Source organism: Paucibacter sp. JuS9 (genome assembly GCF_044043925.2).
In the GTDB taxonomy this organism is placed as follows: Bacteria; Pseudomonadota; Gammaproteobacteria; order Burkholderiales; family Burkholderiaceae_C; genus JAUASW01.
Map to the genome: position 1 here is coordinate 488,666 of NZ_CP194172.1, position 18,109 is coordinate 506,774.

Below are 18,109 nucleotides of genomic sequence, written 5' to 3' on the forward strand. Positions count from 1 at the left end.
CCGTGAAGGGCTTCACGCTGTTCGCGATTCGAGCCGGGTCAGGGCAGCGTCCAGCCGCTTCATGGCGTCCGTCGTGCGCTGCGCAGCCGTGCGCTCGGGCGGCTTGTCGGCCAGCAGCTGGCGGCTGGCATCGAACAGCACCGACTCGTCCAGCGTCAGGCCATGGCCGGCCAGGCGAGGCCGCAGGCTGGCGAACTGGCGGCGCAGGATGGCGCGAGTCTGCTGATAGGCATGCTCGGCCAGACGGCGGCGCTGCGAATAGCTGAAGGTGTTGGCCATGTAGAGCTCGGCATCGCGTGGATCGGGCTCGAAGAGCAGGATGTCGGTCTCTGGATGGCTGCGGGCATAGCCCTTCATTCCGAGCTCCAGCCGCGAATGGATCAGCGAGCGGAAGGTCTGCGACAGCACCACCGGCAGGCCGGCATCGACCAGCGGCGGAATCTCCTCGCCGACATCAGCGCGGTAAGGCACCAAGGGGTTCAGGCAGATCAGGAGCTCGGGCTTGTGGGCCAGCAGCACCGAGGCGTGCAGCGTCTTCTTGAGAGCGCCATCGACGTAGAAGCGGCCATCGATGCGCACCGGCGGGAACAAGCCCGGCAGCGCGGCGCTGGCCTGCACGGCGCGCGAGATCGGCACATGGTCGTGGCCGGGCATGCCGAAGGGCATGGCCTGCCCGCTGTCCAGGTCGGTGGCCACCAGCACGAGCCGGGATTTCAGCTGACGGAAATCATCGGTCCGGCCGGGCAAGCTGAACTGGGCGCGCAATTGCTCGGCAATCGGCTCGCCAGACAGCAGGCCGGTGGGCAGGGCGGGCCCCAGGCGCTCCAGGGCACCCAGCGCAGAGCGACCTTCCACGGCGACCTGCCAGAGGGCGCGGCCCAGCAAGCCCGGCAGCTTGGCCAGACGGCGGCGGTATTCGCCCCAGGCCGGGCGCAGGAGCAGGGCCGGGTCGAAGCGATCCGGGGCCGGTGCCGTGTTCTCGATGAAGGCGGCGCAGAGCTGGCGCGGGGACAGGCCGTTGGCCAGGCCGGCCGCAATGAAACCGCCGGCGCTGACGCCGATATAGCCCTGGCATTCAGTGAACTTGAAGCCGGGCAGCGCTTCTTCGAGCGCGCACAGGGCGCCGATCTCGTAGATCGCGCCCAGCGGGCCACCGCCGGCCAGCGCCAGCCCGACGCTGGCCTGGCGCGGGGAACTCTTGGACATCAATCAGCGCTCAGGCGGCCTTCTTGGCTGCCGGCTTCTTGGCAGCAGGTTTGGCGGCAGGTTTTGCAGCGACCTTCTTTGCAGGTGCAGCAGGTGCTGCCGCAGCCTTCTTCGCTGCCACCTTCCTTGCCGCTGGCTTGGCAGCAAGCTTCTTGGCTGCGGGCTTGGTTGCGGCAGCCTTGGTCGGCACGCCAACAGCCTTGCTCAGCGCATCGATGCGCTCGATCAGCGCGTCGATGTCCTTGGCCATGGGCACGCCCAGGCGCTTCAACGCATTGGCCACGCGATCTTCAAAGATCGATTCCAGCTTGTCCCAATGTTGGCCGGCCTTGGCACCGACGTCGCCGGCCATGCCGGTGACCTTGCTGGTCATGCTTGACAGCTTCTGCTCGGCCGCAGATTGGGTTTTCTTTTGCAGCTTCATGCCTTCGCTCACCAGTGCTTCGAACACCTTGCCGCCTTCGCCCTGCGCCTTGGCGAACGCGCCGAGGCCAGCCGCCCAGATCTGCTGGGCCGAGTCCTTCACCGTCTGGCCGATCTGGCCTTCCAGCAGCCCGGCGGGCAGGGCGCCGAAGGCACCCGAGGACGACGCTTTCTGCTTCTCAGCCATTTTCTGCAGCTTCTTGACCATGATCAGGGAGTCCTTTTGGTTCGGGAAGGGGCCGCGCAAGCGCAGCGGACCGCACAACTATAGGGCGCTCGTGCCGCAGAAAGCATAGGCACAAGCTAGTGAGGGGCCTCTATCCGGGAAGCTCCGGGTAAGCGCTCAGCAAAGCGCCCTGAGACTTGGACAAGAATCATCCTCAAACACGCATGGAGACAACGATGCAGTATTTCGTCACCGGAGCCACCGGCTTCATCGGCAAGCGTCTGGTCAAGAAGCTGTTGGCGCGCCGCGGCAGCACCGTCTATTTCCTGCTGCGCGAGGAGAGCCGCGACAAGCTGCCCGAGCTGCTGGAGTACTGGGGCGCCAGCAAGACCCGCGCTATTCCCGTGTTTGGCGACCTCACCGGCAAGAAGCTGGGCGTGGCGGCCGACCAGATCAAGGCGCTCAAGGGCACCATCGACCATGTCTACCACCTGGCCGCCGTCTATGACCTGAAGGCCGACGAGGAGTCGCAGGTCCGCACCAACATCGAAGGCACGCGCAGCATGGTCGAGTTCGCGCAGGCGATCGACGCCGGCCATGTGCACCATGTCTCGTCCATCGCTGCCGCCGGCCTCTACGAAGGCGTGTTCCGCGAGGACATGTTCGACGAGGCTGAAGGGCTGGACCATCCGTACTTCATGACCAAGCACGAGAGCGAGAAGATCGTGCGCAAGGAGTGCAAGAAGCCCTGGAGCGTCTACCGCCCGGCCATGGTGGTTGGCGACTCGCGCACCGGCGAGATGGACAAGGTCGACGGCCCCTACTACTTCTTCAAGCCGATCCAGCGCCTGCGCCAGATCCTGCCGCCCTGGATGCCCTCGATCGGCCTGGAAGGCGGCCGCGTCAACATCGTGCCGGTGGACTTCATCGTCGACGCGCTCGACCACATCAGCCACCAACAGCGCAAGAGCGGCGGCTGCTTCCACCTCGTGGACCCTGTGGGCTACCGCGTCGGCGACGTGCTGGACATCTTCAGCAAGGCCGCGCATGCGCCGAAGATGAGCCTCTTCGTCAACGCGGCGCTCTTGGGCTTCATTCCCAAGAGTGTCAAGAAGGGCCTGATGGCGCTGGCGCCGGTGCGTCGCATCCGCAATGCCGTCATGAAGGACCTGGGCCTGCCCGAAGACCTGTTCCATTTCATCAACTACCCGACGCGCTTCGACTGCCGCGAGACCACGGCCGCGCTGAAGGGCTCCGGCATCGAATGCCCGAACCTGCACGACTACGCCTGGAAGCTCTGGGACTATTGGGAGCGCCACCTCGATCCGGCGCTGCTGATCGACCGCAGCCTGAAGGGCACCTGCGGTGGCAAGGTGGTGCTGGTGACCGGCGGCTCTTCGGGCATTGGCCTCGCGGCGGCCATCAAGTTCGCCGAGGCTGGCGCGATCACGCTGATCTGCGCACGCGATGAAGTGAAGCTGGCCGAAGCGGTGAAAGAGATCAAGGCCGCAGCTGGCGCTGACGCGCAGATCCACAGCTACTCTGCCGACATCGCCAACGAGCAGAGTTGCGCGGAGATGATGGCCTGGATCAGCGAGAACTTCGGCGGGGTCGATTTCCTGATCAACAACGCGGGGCGCTCGATCCGCCGCGCGATCGAAGGCAGCTACGACCGCTTCCATGACTACGAGCGCACCATGCAGCTGAACTACTTCGGCTGCCTGCGCGTCACCATGGGCCTGCTGCCCGGCATGGTGGCCAAGAAGAAGGGCCACATCGTCAACATCAGCTCGATCGGCGTGCTGACCAATGCGCCGCGCTTCTCGGCCTATGTGGCCTCCAAGGCCGCGCTCGACGCCTGGACCCGCTGCGCATCGAGCGAGTACGCCGATCTCGGCATCACCTTCACTACCATCAACATGCCGCTGGTGCGCACGCCGATGATTGCGCCCACCAAGATCTACAACAACGTGCCGACGCTGGCGCCTGAAGAAGCGGCCGACATGATTGCGCAGGCCTGCATCAACAAGCCGGTGCGCATCGCCACGCGCCTGGGCATCACCGGCGAGCTGATGCACGCCCTGGTGCCGCGCGTGGCCCAGATCGTGATGAACACCAGCTTCCGCATGTTCCCGGACAGCGATGCCGCCAAGGGCGAGAAGGGCGGCAAGTCGCAGCTCTCGGCCGAGGCAATTGCCTTGCAGCAGATGATGAAGGGCATCCACTTCTGATGCCGGTGTCCTGATGCCAGGCCGCTCGGCATCGACGCGCGGCCTTGCGAACTGATCAGGGGCCCGTCAATTCGCGCAGCAGGCCGACCTGCAGGGCCGGTTCCGGTTCACGCAGCCAGGCCTTGAGCTCCGCCTCCGGCGGCGGCGTCTGCCCCTCGGCGGCCGCCAGCCCGACCCAGCGGTTGCGGCCAGCGCGCTTGGCGCGGTAGAGGCCCTGGTCAGCCAGCTCCACGACTTCCTCCCAGCTCAGCCGGCCTGGGGCTTTGGCGAAGAAGGGGAAGGCGGAAAAGCCGACCGAACAGGTCTTGTGCAGGCTCAGGCCTTGCTCGAGCACGAAGGGCTGGCTGGCAACAGCCGAGCGGATGCGCTCGGCAATCAGGCCAGCCTCATGGCGGCTGCTCAACCGCGCCACCATCAGGAATTCCTCACCGCCCCAGCGCACCAGATAGTCCGACTCGCGCGAGACCTCGCGCAGCCGCTCGCACACCTGGATCAGTATCTGGTCGCCAGCGGCATGGCCATGCTGATCGTTGACGGCCTTGAAATGATCGATGTCGACCATGAAGAAAACCAGGTCCGCTTCTTCGGGCGTCTCGCAGGGCCGCTGGCGCATGGCATCTTCGTAGCGGCGCAGGCTGATGCTGATGTCGGCGTCCAGATGCTGCATCAGGAAACGGCGGTTGCGCAGGCCGGTGAGCGGGTCGCTGAGGCTGGCTTCCTCGAGCCGCGCCTGCGTGGCTCGCAGGGTCTTCAGCGTGGCTTCGAGTTGGCGGTAGGTGTTGGCGTTGTCCAGCGCGATGGCGCCATAGGCGCACAGCGTGCGGAAGATCAGTTGCTCGCGCTCGCCATAGGCATGCTGGCGCGGCGACTGTATGGTCATCACGCCGAGCACGCGCTCATTGATCATCAGGGGCGCGTACATGCCGCTCAGCGAGAGCAGGGTGCCGGGCACATGGCTGGGGCTTTCTTCTTCCGGCGAACGGTCTATCGTGAACTCGCGCCGCTCGCGCGCGCAGCGCGCGGCCGAAGCAACCGGGTCGTCCACGCGCAGCGTGCGCATTGGCAGCCGCCGGCCGGCTTCGCTGACATAGATCGAGTTCAGCTGCTCGCCCTTCTCGTCCATCGCGAAGATGGCCAGCGCCGTCACATCGAGCAGCTCGTGCACATGCTCGTGCAAGGCCAGGCAGATCGACTCTGCATCGAGCTTGGCTGTGATGGCCTGGCCGATCACGCCCAGCCTTTCCAGCGTCTGGCCCTGCTCATGCAGCAGCACGGAGCGGCGGGCTTCGGCCGAGGCGAGCTGCTTGTGGTACTCGGCCTCGGCGCGCGCGCTTTCGGCGGCATAGCGCAGCTGCATGGCGATCAGCCGCTCTGCGGCCAGGCGGCTGTGCTGCTTCTCGCGGGCGGCGGACGCCTGCACCGCCATGCCATAGGCCTGCGGGAAACGCGCCATGCGGGCGTACTCACCCGCCAGGGCAGCCAGCAGCTCGGGGGGCGGTTGCAAGCCTTCGATGCTGCGGCTGATCTCCAGCGCCCGCTCCAGCAGGGCCAGCGGCAGGTCGTCGCGGCCGTGGCGCTCCGGGTCCATGCCGCCCCGGCTGCGGATCTGTGCCAGCACTTGCAGCGCCTCGATCTGGCGGTCTGGCATGCCAGCCGCGATGGCCGCCTGCAGGGAGGCTTCGGCCATGGTTTCGGCCTCGGGCCATTGACCCATCTGCGCCAGGGCCTTGGCCTTGCCGCGGTTTGCTTCCAGCAGGCCCACGTGGCCCGATTCACGCGCGGTCTCGGGCATCTCGTCGAACAGCCGCAGCGCGAGTTCGTTGTCGCCGCGGTCCAGGGCCAGCTCGGCCCGGCAGCTCAGCAGCATCGCGTAATTGCGCGAGCGGCCCAGGGGCGCCAGGATGGCCTGGGCCTCGTCCAGCGCGGCCTGCGCCTGCTCCAGGCGGCCGAGCCGGCGCAAGGCCTCGCCCATCTGCGTCAGGCAGGCGCCGAGGCCCTGCGGCCAGCCGCAGCCGCGCGCGAGCTCCAGGCCTCGCTGGACCCAGTCCAGCGAGGCCTCGTGGTCGTTCAGCTTGCCGAAGGAATGGCTGACATTGGCCGATGCGGTGATGGCACCGTACAACTGGCCGGTTTGCAGTGCGATCTGATGCACGCACATGAACATGCGGATGGCGCGGGCGAAGTCGCTGGCCAGGAAGGCGCGCGTGGCCTGGTAGAGATAGAGCGCGGCCTGAGCGCTGGCGGGCTGGCTTTCGATCTCGGCCGGGAAGTGCGCGGCCCAGCGCAGCTCGCTGGCCGGCCAGTCGCGGAAGGCATCAAAGCGTGCCTGCGTGGCCTCGAAGCAAAGCAGCCGGCCGGGCTCCTGCGCGGCGCGGGCCAGCGCAATCGCCTGCTCCAGGCAGCGGTCCCTTGTTTCGGCCTGACCCATGGCACCGTGCAAGGCGCAAAGCAGCCACTGCGCATCGGCCTGGCCCAGGAGTTCGCCCTGGCGCTCGAAGGATTGCATGGCCTGTTCGGCCAGAGGCTGTGCGGCGGCCCAGTCAGCGTGCAGATAACGCTGCTCGGCGCGAACCAGATCCATGCGCGCCAGCAGTATGGCAGCCGACCCCGCGGGCCTTGCCTTCAGCTTGGCATTCAGCTCTGCAGTCAGCGCGTCGGCGTTGTCGAGCGAGCGCTTGGGGTCGCGTTCGCGCAGCAGCCAGGCCAGATGGGCCAGGCCCAGCAGTCTTTCAGGTCCCTGCAGCTCGGGCAGGGCGGCTTCCAGGCGGGCCAGCGCGTCGTCGGTGCCGAACAGCTGCAGCGGCGACTCCAGCGCGGCCGGCCCGGACGGCACGGTGCGGTCGGTGTCGGTTGCTTTCATCGGCGGGGCGTCACGCCGTTGCTAGATGTCGGCGCGGCCCTGAGTGTAGGCGCTAGCAGATGCATGAGCCCCCCGGGTTCACCGCAGCAGCGCCAATGGAGCCAGGGCCGGGCCGACAATGCAGGCCCGGCAAGGAGTCCCCATGCAGCAACGCCCTTTCGATCTCGTCCTGTTCGGTGCCAGCGGCTTCACCGGCCGCCTGGTGGCTGAGTACCTCTTGCAGCGCTATGGCCAGGACGGCGAACTGCGCTGGGCACTCGCCGGCCGCAACAGGGCCAAGCTGGCCGACTTGCGGCGCGAGCTGGGCGCGGGCGATTCACTGCCCCTCGTGCAGGCCGATGCCAGTGATCCTGCGGCGCTGGCCGCCCTGGTGGCGCAGGCCCGCGTCGTCATCACGACCGTCGGGCCCTATCAATTGCATGGTGAGGCGCTGGCGCGGGCTTGCGCACAAGCCGGGACGGACTACGTGGATCTGTGCGGTGAGCCGCTCTGGATGGCTCAGATGATCCCGCTCCTGCAGCCGCTGGCGGCCCGCAGTGGTGCGCGCATCGTGTTCTCCTGTGGCTTCGATTCCATCCCCTTCGATCTGGGTGTGGTCTATCTTCAGGAAGAGGCGAAGGCGCGCCTGGGCGCCGTCTGTTCCGAGGTGCATGGCCTGGTGCGTGTCATCAAGGGCACGGCCTCGGGCGGCACGCTGGCCAGCGGCATGGCCACGTTCAAGGCGATCAGCCGCGACCCGCAGTTGGCGCGCATCCAGGCCGACCCGTTTGCGCTGACGCCGGGCTTTCGCGGCCCGACGCAGCCTGAGGGCGAGCACGCCGCCTTTGACGAATTGGCACAGGCCTGGACCGGTCCCTTCGTGATGGCCGTGATCAACACCAAGAACGTGCACCGCAGCAATGCCTTGCGCGGCCATCCCTGGGGCCAGGACTTCATCTACAGCGAGCGGCTCTGGACCGGCCCGGGCGCAGCCGGCGAAAAGCGCGCCCGCCGCATGGCCCGCCAGTCGCGCCTGCAGAACGCCTTGCTCGGCTTTGCGCCGACGCGCGAATTCCTGCGGCGCTTCGTGCTGGCCAAGCCGGGCGAGGGGCCGAACGCCCAGGCGCGTGAGCGCGGTCGCTATGAGCTGCTCTTCATTGGCAGGACCGCGCAGGGCCAGGTCTTGCGCGCCGTGGTCAAGGGCGACCGTGACCCGGGCTATGGCTCGACCAGCAAGATGATCAGCGAGGCGGCCCTGAGCCTGCTGAAGATTGACCGCACGCAGACGCCCGGCGGCGTATGGACCGCAGGTGCGGCCATGGGCCTGGCCTTGCAGCGCCGGCTGCAGGAACGCGCCGGGCTGACGTTTGAAGTCGAGAGCGCATGAGAAGGCCTGAGGCTGATTGATGCGCCTTGATGCGCTTTGGCGAGCCCTGGGCCGGGCGCGCTGCGTTGCTCAGCTTTGCAGCGCCAGTCCGTAGCTCTCCTGCAGCTCGGCCAGCCGCTGGCGCAACGCATCGACCAAGGCGGGCGGACCCAGGGCCTGGACCTGCGGGCCCAGGCGCAGCAGCTCGCCCACGGCCCCCTCGATCGACTCGATGGGAATCTGCAGCCTTTGCCAGCCCTGCCTGTCCGGCGCGCCGGCTGAGGCCACCGCCGCGGCCATTCGCTGGCCCAGGCGCGCCAGCTCGCGCAGGGCCGCCGGCCTGGCACGCACACTGGCGCGGCCGGACTGCATGCGGGCTTCGTAGTCAGTGCAGAAATGCTGCCAGTAGCGCTGCAGATTGAAGCCTTCGGGAGACACGGCTTGCTCGTCTTCGATGCGCAGCATCTCGATGGCAGCCACGCGATAGGTACGGGCCTGTTCGCCGTGGGCGGCCACGAGGTACCAGAACCCGCTCTTGAGCACCAGGCCGAGCGGCGCGACGCGGCGCTCCATCACGCCTTTCCAGCTCTCATAGCGCAGTAGCAGCATTCGCCGCTGCCAGACTGCGGCCGCCAGCTCGGGCAGCAGGCCTTGCTGGTCCGGGCCCTGGAACCAGGCCACGGGGTCGAGATGGAAGCGCGCGGCCACACGCTCGGCCTCCTCGCGCGCCGCATCGGGCAGCGCGGCCAGCAGCTTGTAGCGGGTGTTGTCCAGCGCCGTTTTCATGCCCAGCTGCTCGGCCGCGAATGGCGCTCCGGCCAGAAACAGGCTTTGCGCTTCGGGGCGATCCAGCCCGGTGAGCCGCGTGCGGTAGCCGGCCAGCAGCGCAAAGCCACCTTGGCGCCCCTTCTCGGCATAGACCGGCACGCCGGCCGCGCTCAAGGCATCGATGTCGCGGTAGATGGTGCGTACCGAGACCTCGAGCATCTCGGCCAGCGCATGGGCGGTGACCTGGCCCTGCGCCTGCAGGCGCAACATGATGGAAAGCAGACGACTGGCTTGCATGCGCGCAGCTTGCCTGGGGCCTGCTGACAGCTTGTGTCAGCTGCCTGGATCACTGCGCAGGCAATGGCTGAGCCACCAGCCCATGACGGCCAGCGAGCGGTTGGTTTGCTGTTCATCCATGATTCGATTCGGGTTGAAATGGAAGCATTGTTGGAAATCAACGAATTCCCTTGATCAACCTGCATGCCCCGGTGGCCGCGTTAGGATCTGACGTCATCGCTTCGATCCGAATGAACGCAACCCTCTCGGGCAAGCCGCCGGCCTCTCTGGCAAGACAGCTTTCGCTGCAGATCAGCCTGCTGGTGGTCTTGATGGTGGGCGCCCTGGCGGCGATTGCCTTCTGGTCGGTGCAGCGTGAGATAGCGGCGGTGGTGCCCGGCACCATGCTCAGCACCGTGCAATTGCAGGCCGCGCAGCAAGGCCAGTCGTTCCAATTGGCCGACGCCAGCGTGCGACGCCTTGCCCGGGAGTGGCTGCAGCGTTCCGGGAAGCTGGGCGAAGCCGAGGCAGAGCGCCGCTTTGGCGAGTTGTTCGAGCGCTCGGCGGACGGCGTCTGGCGGCTCCGACCGGCGCTGGTGGACACGGAGCGCGCGCCGACCTTCTATCTGCAAGGCAGCAAGCCCCTGGATGCCGACGTGCGCCGCCGTGCCGTGCTGGGCTACGAACTCCTGCGCGAACAGGGGCCGGCGCTGGTGCCGCCGTTTTTCTCGGCCTATACCGATTTCGTCGAGAAGGGCCTGATGGTCTATTCGCGTGGCATCGACTGGGGCAAGGGCGCGACACCGGCGACCGACAACTTCAATTACCCGACGATGACCGGCGCCGACCCGCGCAACAACCCGAAGCGCGAGGTCTTCTGGACGCCGGTCTATTTCGATGAGGAAGCCAAGGCCTGGATGGTCTCGGTGATCCAGCCCCTGGACTTGCAGGGGCGCTGGGTGGGCACGGTGGGGCACGACATCACCATCGACACGCTGCTGCAGCAGATCGGCCAGGCCGACGCCGAGCTGGGTGCGCTGACCATGATCATCAGCCGTGACGGGCAGCTGATCGCCCATCCGGAGCTGCGCGAACGGATCGCCAAGGCCCAGGGCCAACTGGCGCTGGCCACGCTGGGTGACCCGGTGCTCAGTGCAGTGCATGCCCTGATTGCAAGTGGCGGCGACACGGCTCAGGCCGCGCGCACCCCCGACGGGCGCCATCTGGTGGCCTGGTCGCGCATTGCCGGGCCGGACTGGTGGGCGGTGCGGGTGGCGCCGCAAGCGCGCATCGACGAACTGCTGCATCGCGGCGTGCTATGGATGCTGGCGGTCGGGCTCGTGATGCTGCTGCTGACCTTGCTGCTCCTGCACCGCGTGATACGACAGCGTGTCAAGCAGCCGCTGAGCGACATCACCAGCTCGGTGGAGGCCCTGGCAGCACGGGTGCACCATGGTGAGGAGCCGCAGACGCTGCCGGCCCAGGGCTCGGCCGACCTGCAGCGGCTCTCGCAGGCCTTTGACGCGATGGCTCAGGACCTGGCCAGCCACCGACGCCAGGAACAGGCGGCGCAGGCCGCCTTGCAAAGCGAGGTGCATGAGCGCCGCCAGGCTGAGGAGGCTGTGCACCGGCTCAATCTCTCTCTCGAAGCGCGAGTGCGTGAGCGCGGCGAGGCCTTGCAGCAGGCTCAGCAGGAGCTGGTGCAACGCGAGACGCTGGCCAGCCTGGGCTCGCTCGTGGCGGGCGTTTCTCATGAGCTGAACACGCCCATCGGCAATGCCTTGATGGCGACCGACACCGCAGTGACTGCGCTCGCCGATCTGGAAGGGATGCTGGCCGGTGGTGTAGTCAGGCGAAGCGAGCTGAGCCGCGGCATGCAACTCGCGCGCGAATGCGTTGGCCTGGCGCTGGCCAATCTGAAGCGCTCGGCCAGCCTGGTGCAGGATTTCAAGCAGGTGGCGGTGGACCGTGCCAGTCTGCAGCGCCGGGCATTCAATCTGCGCCGCGTCAGCGAGGAGGTGGTGCATCTGCTGCAGGTCTCTCTGAAGTCACCCGGCTGCAGTGTCGAGATGGACCTGCCCATCGAGCTGGTGCTGGACAGCTTTCCCGGCGCCTTTGGTCAGGTGCTGACCAATCTGGTCGAGAACGCCGTGGTCCATGCGTTCAACGGGCGCAGCGATGGACGCATCCTCATCAGCCTTGTGCGCAGCGATGAGCGGGAAGTGGTGCTGACTGTCAGCGACAACGGCTGCGGCATCGCGCCGGAACATCAGGGCGAGGTGTTCAAGCCTTTCTTCACCACGCGCCTGGGCCAGGGCGGCAGCGGCCTGGGCCTGCACCTGGTCTACAGCATCGTGTGCAATGTGCTGGGCGGCGAGATCGAACTGGACAGCGAGCCCGGCGAAGGCACGCGCTTCACCTTGACATTGCCGCGCCGCGCGCCGGACTGAACGCTTCAGCTGGCTTGCTGCATGCGCAGCCGCCGGGCCGCTTCCTCGGCGCGTGCATCGTCGATCTCGCGCAGCACGCCACCCAGGTCAACGGCAGCTTGCGGTCTCTCGAAGCGGCCACTGAGTGCCGAGTCCTCGCGCAGCAGGCCCCGCTGGTAGAGGTCCCAGATCTCATGGCCGTAGTCGGTCTTCAAGAGCTCGGGTGCAAAACGGCCGAAGAAATTGCGCAGGTTCTCCACGTCGCGCAGAAGCATGCGCTGGGCATGGTTGTTGCCGGCCGCGTCCACTGCCTGGGGCAGGTCAATGATGACCGGCCCATCGGCGGCCAGCAGGATGTTGAACTCCGACAGGTCGCCATGCACGACGCCAGCGCCGAGCATGCGCAAGACCTCGGACAAGAGGCTGGCGTGATGGGCGCGGGCATCCTCGGCGCTGAACTCGCAATCATTGAGGCGCGGCGCGGCGTCGCCTTCAGCATCGGCCACCAGCTCCATCAGGAGCACGCCTTCGAAGAAGTTGTAGGGCCTGGGCACGCGCACGCCGGCGGCGGCGAGGCGGTAAAGCGCATCGACTTCGGCGCTCTGCCAGGCGGCCTCGCTCGCCTCGCGGCCAAAGCGGGTGCCCTTGGCCATGGCGCGGGCCTGGCGGCTGTTCTTGACCCGCCGATTCTCGGTGTAGTCCACCGCCTGGCGAAAGCTCCGCTCGGTGGCGGCCTTGTAGACCTTGGCGCAGCGGGTTTCGTCGCCGCAGCGAACCACATAGACGCTGGCTTCCTTGCCGCTCATCAGCTGGCGCGACACGCTGTCGATCAGGCCTTCATCCATCAATGCCTGCAGGCGTGCGGGTGCTTTCATCGGGCTATTGTCCATGCGCTGCCGTGATAGCCTCGATCCAGCGTCTTGCACTGGAGGAAAATGAGGTCATGAGGGCTCTGCTGCTGGGCTTGTTGCTGCTGCTCGTCGCGCCGGCGCGGGGTGCCGAGGTGCGCATGGCCTTTGGTGAGCGCATTCCGCCGTTCTGCTTCCCGCAGACCAACTCGGGCATCGAGCTCGAGGTGATAGGCGAGGCACTGGCCTGGCGTGGCCACAAGCTGCGGCCTCAGTACTTTCCGTTTGCCCGTGTGCCTGTGGCATTCAAGGACGGCACGGTCGATGCCGCGATGACCGACCTTGGCGAGGACCTCACCAGTGCCGGCGGCCACTACGGTGAGCCGGCGGTGCTGTACGACAACGTGTTCATTTCCCTCAAGGAGCGACGCCTGAGCATCCGCAGGCCCGAGGACCTCAAGGGCCTGTCCGTGATTTCCTTCGTGGGCGCTGCGCGGCGCTATCCGCAATGGCTGGAGGCAGTCAAGGCCGCCGGCCGCTACACGGAGCAGAACGACCAGGCCGTGCAGGTGCGTACGCTGATGCGCGGCCGCTACGACCTGGTGCTCAGTGATCGCAGCATCTTCAAGTATTTCGCCCTGCAGTTCCGCCGGGAGGGTGGCGAGTTGCTGCCGGTCGATGAACATGCATTCACCGCGGTCAACCCACAGGACTACCGGCCGGTCTTTCGCAGCAAGCAGGTGCGCGACGATTTCAATGCCGGGCTCAAGCACCTGAAGGACACGGGGCGATTTCAAGCCATCTACGACCGCTACCTGAAAGAGTAGGTGGCGGGGAGGGGCGCTCAGTCGCTGGTTCGCATCAGCTCGACGACATGGGCGGAGGGAATGGCGTAGCTGATGCCGGTCGGGTTGCTCAAGGCCGATTCCTTGCTGCCCCGAGCCAGCACCATATTGATCACACCAATCACCTGGCCGCTCGTGGTGGAGAACACCGGCCCGCCGCTATTGCCCGGGTAGGCGACGGCGTCGAGCTGGTAGAGATTGAACTTCTCCTCGCGTGCCTGGCGTATCGCGCGCCCGGTGAGGGCGCCTGGCCCGGGCATGGGCTGGAACACCGGCGTCAGCGCCGAAATGATGCCGGCATGGGTGACGGTCGAGAAACCCAGGGCGCCCGCTATCGGAAAACCCATGATGGCGATCGATTCGCCCTCGCGTGCCGCCAGTTCGGCCAGCTGCAGCGGCGGCCCGGGCTCGCCTTCGAAAGTCAGCAGTGCGAGGTCCATGGCTGCATTGACGCGCGTTCTGGACACCTGGCGCATGACCCACTTGCCAGCGGCGTCGCGCACCTGGATGACCAGCTTGCGCTCGGTGGAGAACTGCTCGGGCCCTGGCAGCACATGGGCGTTGGTGACAGCCTGCCGGCCATTTCCGACGATGAAACCGCTGCCGCGGAAGCCGAAGCGCGGGCTGTCGGTGGCGGAATAGGTGCCTACCATCAGCACCGAGGGCTTGGCGCGCTCGATCAGGTCGGGCAGGCTTTCGGCCTGGCAGCCCAGGCCGCCAAGGCTCATGACGAGAAGCAGGAAGAGGTTTCGGCAGGTTCGGCGCAGCATGGCAGGAGGCGGCAATGGACCGGGCCAGTATCGCCGCACGTGTTTGCGGCTGTGAAAAATAGGTTCATCGCCGAATCTTTGGGATGTCTCTTGCCGGCACTTTGCAGCCGTTCGCGCTTCCGAGGCCATCGGGTGAGGGCTTGTGCTCCTGTCCCCCGGACCGGGCTTCGCCCGATCCTCCTCCTTTACCTCGCCCAAACCCTCACCCGACGCCCTCGGCCGAACCTGCGCATGCCACCAGGCGAAGGCCACAGTGGTGCGGATCAGGTCGGCAGTGGGTTTCCCGAAGCGAGGTAAAGGAGGAGGACCTGGCGCAGCCAGGGCCGGGGGACACGAGCGCAGGGGAACCCGCTGGTGGCCTGATCTTCGACCAACCGAGGAACAAGAAAACGAATGGCAGCAATGTGCCGGTTGTCGTCGCCTCGCAGTTTGGCGATGAATCAAGAAAAGGGAAGGGCCGCAGCCTTGCGGCTCGGCCCCTTGCTTGCCTGGTACCTGGCTTACTTCGCCTGGACGGTGAACTCGCCGTAGGCCTTGAGCTGCTCGCTCACCGCGGCCTTGTCGCCGACGACGACGATGCTCTGCGTGGCCGGGTCGAAGTACTTCTTGCCGATCTCGCGCACCTGCTCGGCCGTGACCTTCTGGATCTGCGGCACATAGCTGCCCAGGAACTCGGACGGCAGGCCGATCAGCCAGTTGTTGGCCAGCTGGCGCGCCACCGAGCCTTGCAGCTGGGTGCTGATCAGGTAGCCACCGGCCACATAGCGCTTGTTCATGGCCATCTCTTCGTCGCTGACCAGCTCGCTGCCGAGGCGCGTGTACTCGGAGAAGAACTCCTTCAGCGAGGCGCCGGCTACTTCGTTGCGCACGTCGGCGCCGCCGACGACGATGCCGCCGTCGCGGAAGCTGCGTGCACCGGCCGAGGCGCCATAGGTGTAGCCCTTTTCCTCGCGCAGGTTCAGGTTCACGCGGCTGCTGAAGCCGCCGCCGATGATGGTGGAAGCGAGGCGCAATGGCACTTGATCAGCGGCCGCAGCCTTGTTGCCGGGACGGCCCAGGCGCACGGTGGCCTGCACGCTGCCCGGACGCTCCAGCAGGATGCGCTGGACGGCGGCCGTGCTCGGCGATGCAGCCGCGGCGGCCGAGGCTTCGCCCGTGGCCTTCCAGTCACCGAATGCAGCCTCGACCTGCTTGAAGATCTCAGCGGCATTGACCCGGCCGGTGACGACCAGCAGGCTGCGTTCCGGGCGGAAGCGGCGGCCATGCTCGGCGCGCAGCAGCTCGGGCGTGGTGGCATTGATGCTCTCGGCCGTGGCGCGTGTGTGGGCGTAGGGGTGGTCGCCATAGACGGCGAAGCCCAGCGCCCGTTCGGCGCGGTAGCCGGGGTTGGCCTCGGAGGCCTTCAGGCCTTGCAGGGCATTGGCCTTGGCCAGGGCCACTTCCTTGTCCGGGTAGGCGGGCGTGCGTGCCACTTCGGCCAGCAGCTTCAGCATGGCCGGCGCCTGCGAGCTGACGGCGTTGGCAAAGACGGTGATGCCGTCATTGCTGTTGCCGGCACCAACCGAGCCACCCATGCCCTGCGCGGCCTCGGCGATCTGGCGCGAGCTGCGCTGGGCCGTGCCCTCGTTGAGGCCACCGGCCAGCATGCTGGCCAGGCCCGCCTGGGCGGCCGAATCGGCGCTGGCGCCGGCACCGCGCACGGCCAGCACGTAGTCGACGCGCGGCAGGCCCTGGCGCGGCACGACCCACACCTCGAGGCCGTTGGCCAGGGTTTTCTTGGTGATCTGCGGCACGGGGATGGGCTTGTCCTGGCCGAAGGCGGGCAGCTCGGCCGGCAGCTTGACGGTGGCGGCTTGTGCCTGGCCGCCGATCAGCGCGCAGGCAGCAAGCAGGGCCAGGGTGGTCTTGGACATCTTGATGTTCAACATGGTCTTGGTCCTCGTCTGGCTTATTGCTTCTTGTCGGCTGCGGCGGGCGCTGGTGCGGCCGGCGCGGGCTTGGGAGCCGGCTTGCGGTCGATCACCGAACGGTTCTCGCGGGTCAGGTAGGTCTTGGCCACGCGTTGCACATCAGCGGAAGTGACGCCCGAAATCCAGTCGGGGATCTTGTTGATGACCTTGGCATCGCCCCACAGTGTCTGCAGCTTGGCCAGTGTGTCGGCGCGCGAGAGGAAGCTCTCCAGGCCGTCGTACCAGCTGGCCAGCATGCTGGTCTTCAGGCGCTTCATCGTGGCGTCGTCCACGCCGTCCTTCACCACCTTGGCGATTTCCTCGTCCATCGCGGCGAGCACGGCATCCGCGTTGCTGTTGGGCTTGTAGAGCGTGAAGACGGTGAACAGTGTCGGGCCGTCATATTCCCAGGGGCTGGTCAGGCCGTAGAGCGAGTTCATGTTCAAGGACAGCTCGCGGCCCTTGACCAGGCCCTGATAGAAGCGCGAGGCATCGCCGCCGGCAAGCAGCTCGCCGAGCACGGCCATGGGGGCTTGATCCTTGCTGCCGCGGTCGGGCATCTTCCAGGCGGCGGCAATGGCCGGCACCTGGGCCAGCGCGTCGCTCTGCTCGATGCGCTTCTCGGCCGTGTTCAGGCCTTCGCGGAAATCGGTGCCGGCCGGCACCGGGCGCTTCGGGATGCCGCCGAAATACTTCTCGGCCAACGCGAAGCCTTGCGCGGGCGTCAGGTCGCCAGCGATGGACAGCACGGCATTGTTCGGACCGTAGTAGTCGCGGTGGAAGGCACGCACATCGTCGAGGCTGGCGTTCTCCAGGTCCTGGAAGCTGCCATAGCCGTCGTGGTTGTTCTCCCACTTGTTGAAGGCGAGCTGGCCGATGTCGATCCACATGAAGCCGCCGTAGGGGCTGTTCTTCACATTGACGCGGATCTCTTCCTTCACCACGTCCTGCTGGTTCTTCAGCGTTGCGGGGTTGAAGTCCAGCGTCTTCATGCGGTCGGCTTCCATCCACAGGATGGATTCCAGCGCCGAGACCGGGGCGGTCTCGATGTAGTTGGTGAAGTCGGGGCGGGTCGAGCCGTTGTTGCGGCCACCGCCGCTGGTGATGACCTGGTCGAACACGCCCTTGGGCGCCTTGGGCGTGCCCTGGAACATCAGGTGCTCGAACAGGTGGGCGAAGCCGGTGCGGTTCCTGGGCTCCAGGCGCATGCCCACGTGATAGACCACGCTGACGCCGATGGTGGGCGAGCTGCGGTCTTCGGAGACCAGCACGGTCAGGCCGTTGGCGAGCTTCTTGCTCGCGACGGGCACGGTCCAGCGATCGACATCGGCGGCCAGCGCCGAGACTGACAGCGCCATGCCGGCCAGCAGCAGGGAAAGTTTGGGAATGCGCATGAACTTGATCCTCTTGGATAGAGAAATGCCGGCGCCCGACTGCTGCTGCACGGCTTTTGGAAGAGCCGGATATTAGGCGGATTTTGCGGGTGTGACTTTTGGCATTCAGCCGCCCGCGGGCTTCTCGAAGCCGCCGGCCACCCAGGCTTCGGCGCTGGCCTGGTTGAAACGGAAGTCGGGCCGCACGCGCGCCTGCCCCAGCTTCTCGCCGGCGCGGTCATGCGCGCTCAGAAGCGCATGCGGCGCGTCTTCATCGGGCACGATGTCGAAGCTGATGGTCAGGCGGTCTTCGGCCGTGTCCACGCGCAGCTCCTTGTGCAGTTGCGCATGCAATTGCTGCTCGTGGCGACGGATCACTTCGGCCGCGGTCTTGACCAAGGTGTTGAAGGCATTGACGTCCAGCGGCTTGGGGTTTTTCTTGTCGCGCCCCATGGTCCAGGGGCCGACCAGGGCCGGCTCGGACTCGCCATCCAGGTACATGGCCACGGCCCAGCCGTCGTCGTCTTCGTTCTTGATGACCTCGGCGGTCCAGCCCTTGTCGCGCCAGAGGCGGGGCTCGTTGATGGTCTCTGGGCTGGCGCTGTCAGTCATGGTCTGGG

13 protein-coding genes are annotated in these 18,109 nt (G+C 66.8%); 4 read left to right on the forward strand and 9 right to left on the reverse strand.

The window, feature by feature from the left end; translation table 11 throughout:
* Positions 1–12: 12 nt before the first annotated feature.
* Both ABT392_RS02110 and ABT392_RS02115 read right to left on the reverse strand, forming a co-directional pair.
* Entirely contained in the window at positions 13–1,206 is a 1,194-nt protein-coding gene (locus tag ABT392_RS02110) for a patatin-like phospholipase family protein (protein WP_395386784.1), read from the reverse strand.
* Positions 1,207–1,216: 10 nt separating this feature from the next.
* Entirely contained in the window at positions 1,217–1,837 is a 621-nt protein-coding gene (locus ABT392_RS02115; RefSeq protein WP_395386783.1) for a phasin family protein, read from the reverse strand.
* Between the two features lie 194 nt (positions 1,838–2,031).
* On the opposite strand from ABT392_RS02115, the gene ABT392_RS02120 reads away from it, so the two are divergent.
* Positions 2,032–4,026: an SDR family oxidoreductase gene (locus tag ABT392_RS02120; RefSeq protein WP_395386782.1), complete on the forward strand. Its 1,995-nt coding sequence runs from the start codon at positions 2,032–2,034 to the stop codon at positions 4,024–4,026.
* A 55-nt stretch (positions 4,027–4,081) separates the two neighbouring features.
* Here the strand turns inward: ABT392_RS02120 and ABT392_RS02125 are convergent, their stop codons facing one another.
* Positions 4,082–6,886 carry a diguanylate cyclase gene (locus ABT392_RS02125; protein WP_395386781.1) on the reverse strand — a complete coding sequence of 935 codons (2,805 nt, stop codon included), beginning with the start codon at positions 6,884–6,886 and terminating at the stop codon, positions 4,082–4,084.
* Positions 6,887–7,028: 142 nt separating this feature from the next.
* Between ABT392_RS02125 and ABT392_RS02130 the strand changes: the two genes are divergently transcribed.
* Complete coding sequence (locus tag ABT392_RS02130) at positions 7,029–8,252, forward strand: saccharopine dehydrogenase family protein (RefSeq protein ID WP_334278946.1); 1,224 nt, start codon at positions 7,029–7,031, stop codon at positions 8,250–8,252.
* 69 nt (positions 8,253–8,321) lie between these two features.
* Here the strand turns inward: ABT392_RS02130 and ABT392_RS02135 are convergent, their stop codons facing one another.
* Positions 8,322–9,296 (reverse strand): helix-turn-helix transcriptional regulator, encoded by a 975-nt coding sequence (locus ABT392_RS02135; RefSeq protein ID WP_395386780.1) that lies wholly within the window; start codon positions 9,294–9,296, stop codon positions 8,322–8,324.
* Between the two features lie 230 nt (positions 9,297–9,526).
* On the opposite strand from ABT392_RS02135, the gene ABT392_RS02140 reads away from it, so the two are divergent.
* Positions 9,527–11,725 (forward strand): sensor histidine kinase, encoded by a 2,199-nt coding sequence (locus ABT392_RS02140; protein WP_395386779.1) that lies wholly within the window; start codon positions 9,527–9,529, stop codon positions 11,723–11,725.
* A gap of 5 nt (positions 11,726–11,730) precedes the next feature.
* Here ABT392_RS02140 and ABT392_RS02145 read toward each other — a convergent pair whose 3' ends face one another.
* Complete coding sequence (locus ABT392_RS02145; RefSeq protein WP_334278943.1) at positions 11,731–12,579, reverse strand: PA4780 family RIO1-like protein kinase; 849 nt, start codon at positions 12,577–12,579, stop codon at positions 11,731–11,733.
* Between the two features lie 68 nt (positions 12,580–12,647).
* Between ABT392_RS02145 and ABT392_RS02150 the strand changes: the two genes are divergently transcribed.
* Positions 12,648–13,379, forward strand: a complete 732-nt coding sequence (locus ABT392_RS02150) for a substrate-binding periplasmic protein (RefSeq protein WP_334278942.1) — start codon at positions 12,648–12,650, stop codon at positions 13,377–13,379.
* 17 nt (positions 13,380–13,396) lie between these two features.
* Here ABT392_RS02150 and ABT392_RS02155 read toward each other — a convergent pair whose 3' ends face one another.
* The 4 genes from ABT392_RS02155 to ABT392_RS02170 form a co-directional block, all read right to left on the reverse strand.
* A complete protein-coding gene (locus ABT392_RS02155) occupies positions 13,397–14,125 on the reverse strand; it encodes a S1C family serine protease (RefSeq protein WP_464970890.1) in 729 nt (242 codons plus the stop codon).
* A gap of 542 nt (positions 14,126–14,667) precedes the next feature.
* Positions 14,668–16,095 carry a M16 family metallopeptidase gene (locus ABT392_RS02160; protein WP_395386777.1) on the reverse strand — a complete coding sequence of 476 codons (1,428 nt, stop codon included), beginning with the start codon at positions 16,093–16,095 and terminating at the stop codon, positions 14,668–14,670.
* 20 nt (positions 16,096–16,115) lie between these two features.
* The gene (locus ABT392_RS02165) at positions 16,116–17,510 is read right to left on the reverse strand and encodes a M16 family metallopeptidase (RefSeq protein ID WP_395386776.1); all 1,395 of its coding nucleotides are present in this window, start codon (positions 17,508–17,510) and stop codon (positions 16,116–16,118) included.
* 105 nt (positions 17,511–17,615) lie between these two features.
* Positions 17,616–18,101, reverse strand: coding sequence for a hypothetical protein (locus ABT392_RS02170; protein WP_334278469.1), 486 nt, complete (start codon positions 18,099–18,101; stop codon positions 17,616–17,618).
* Positions 18,102–18,109 lie beyond the last annotated feature (8 nt).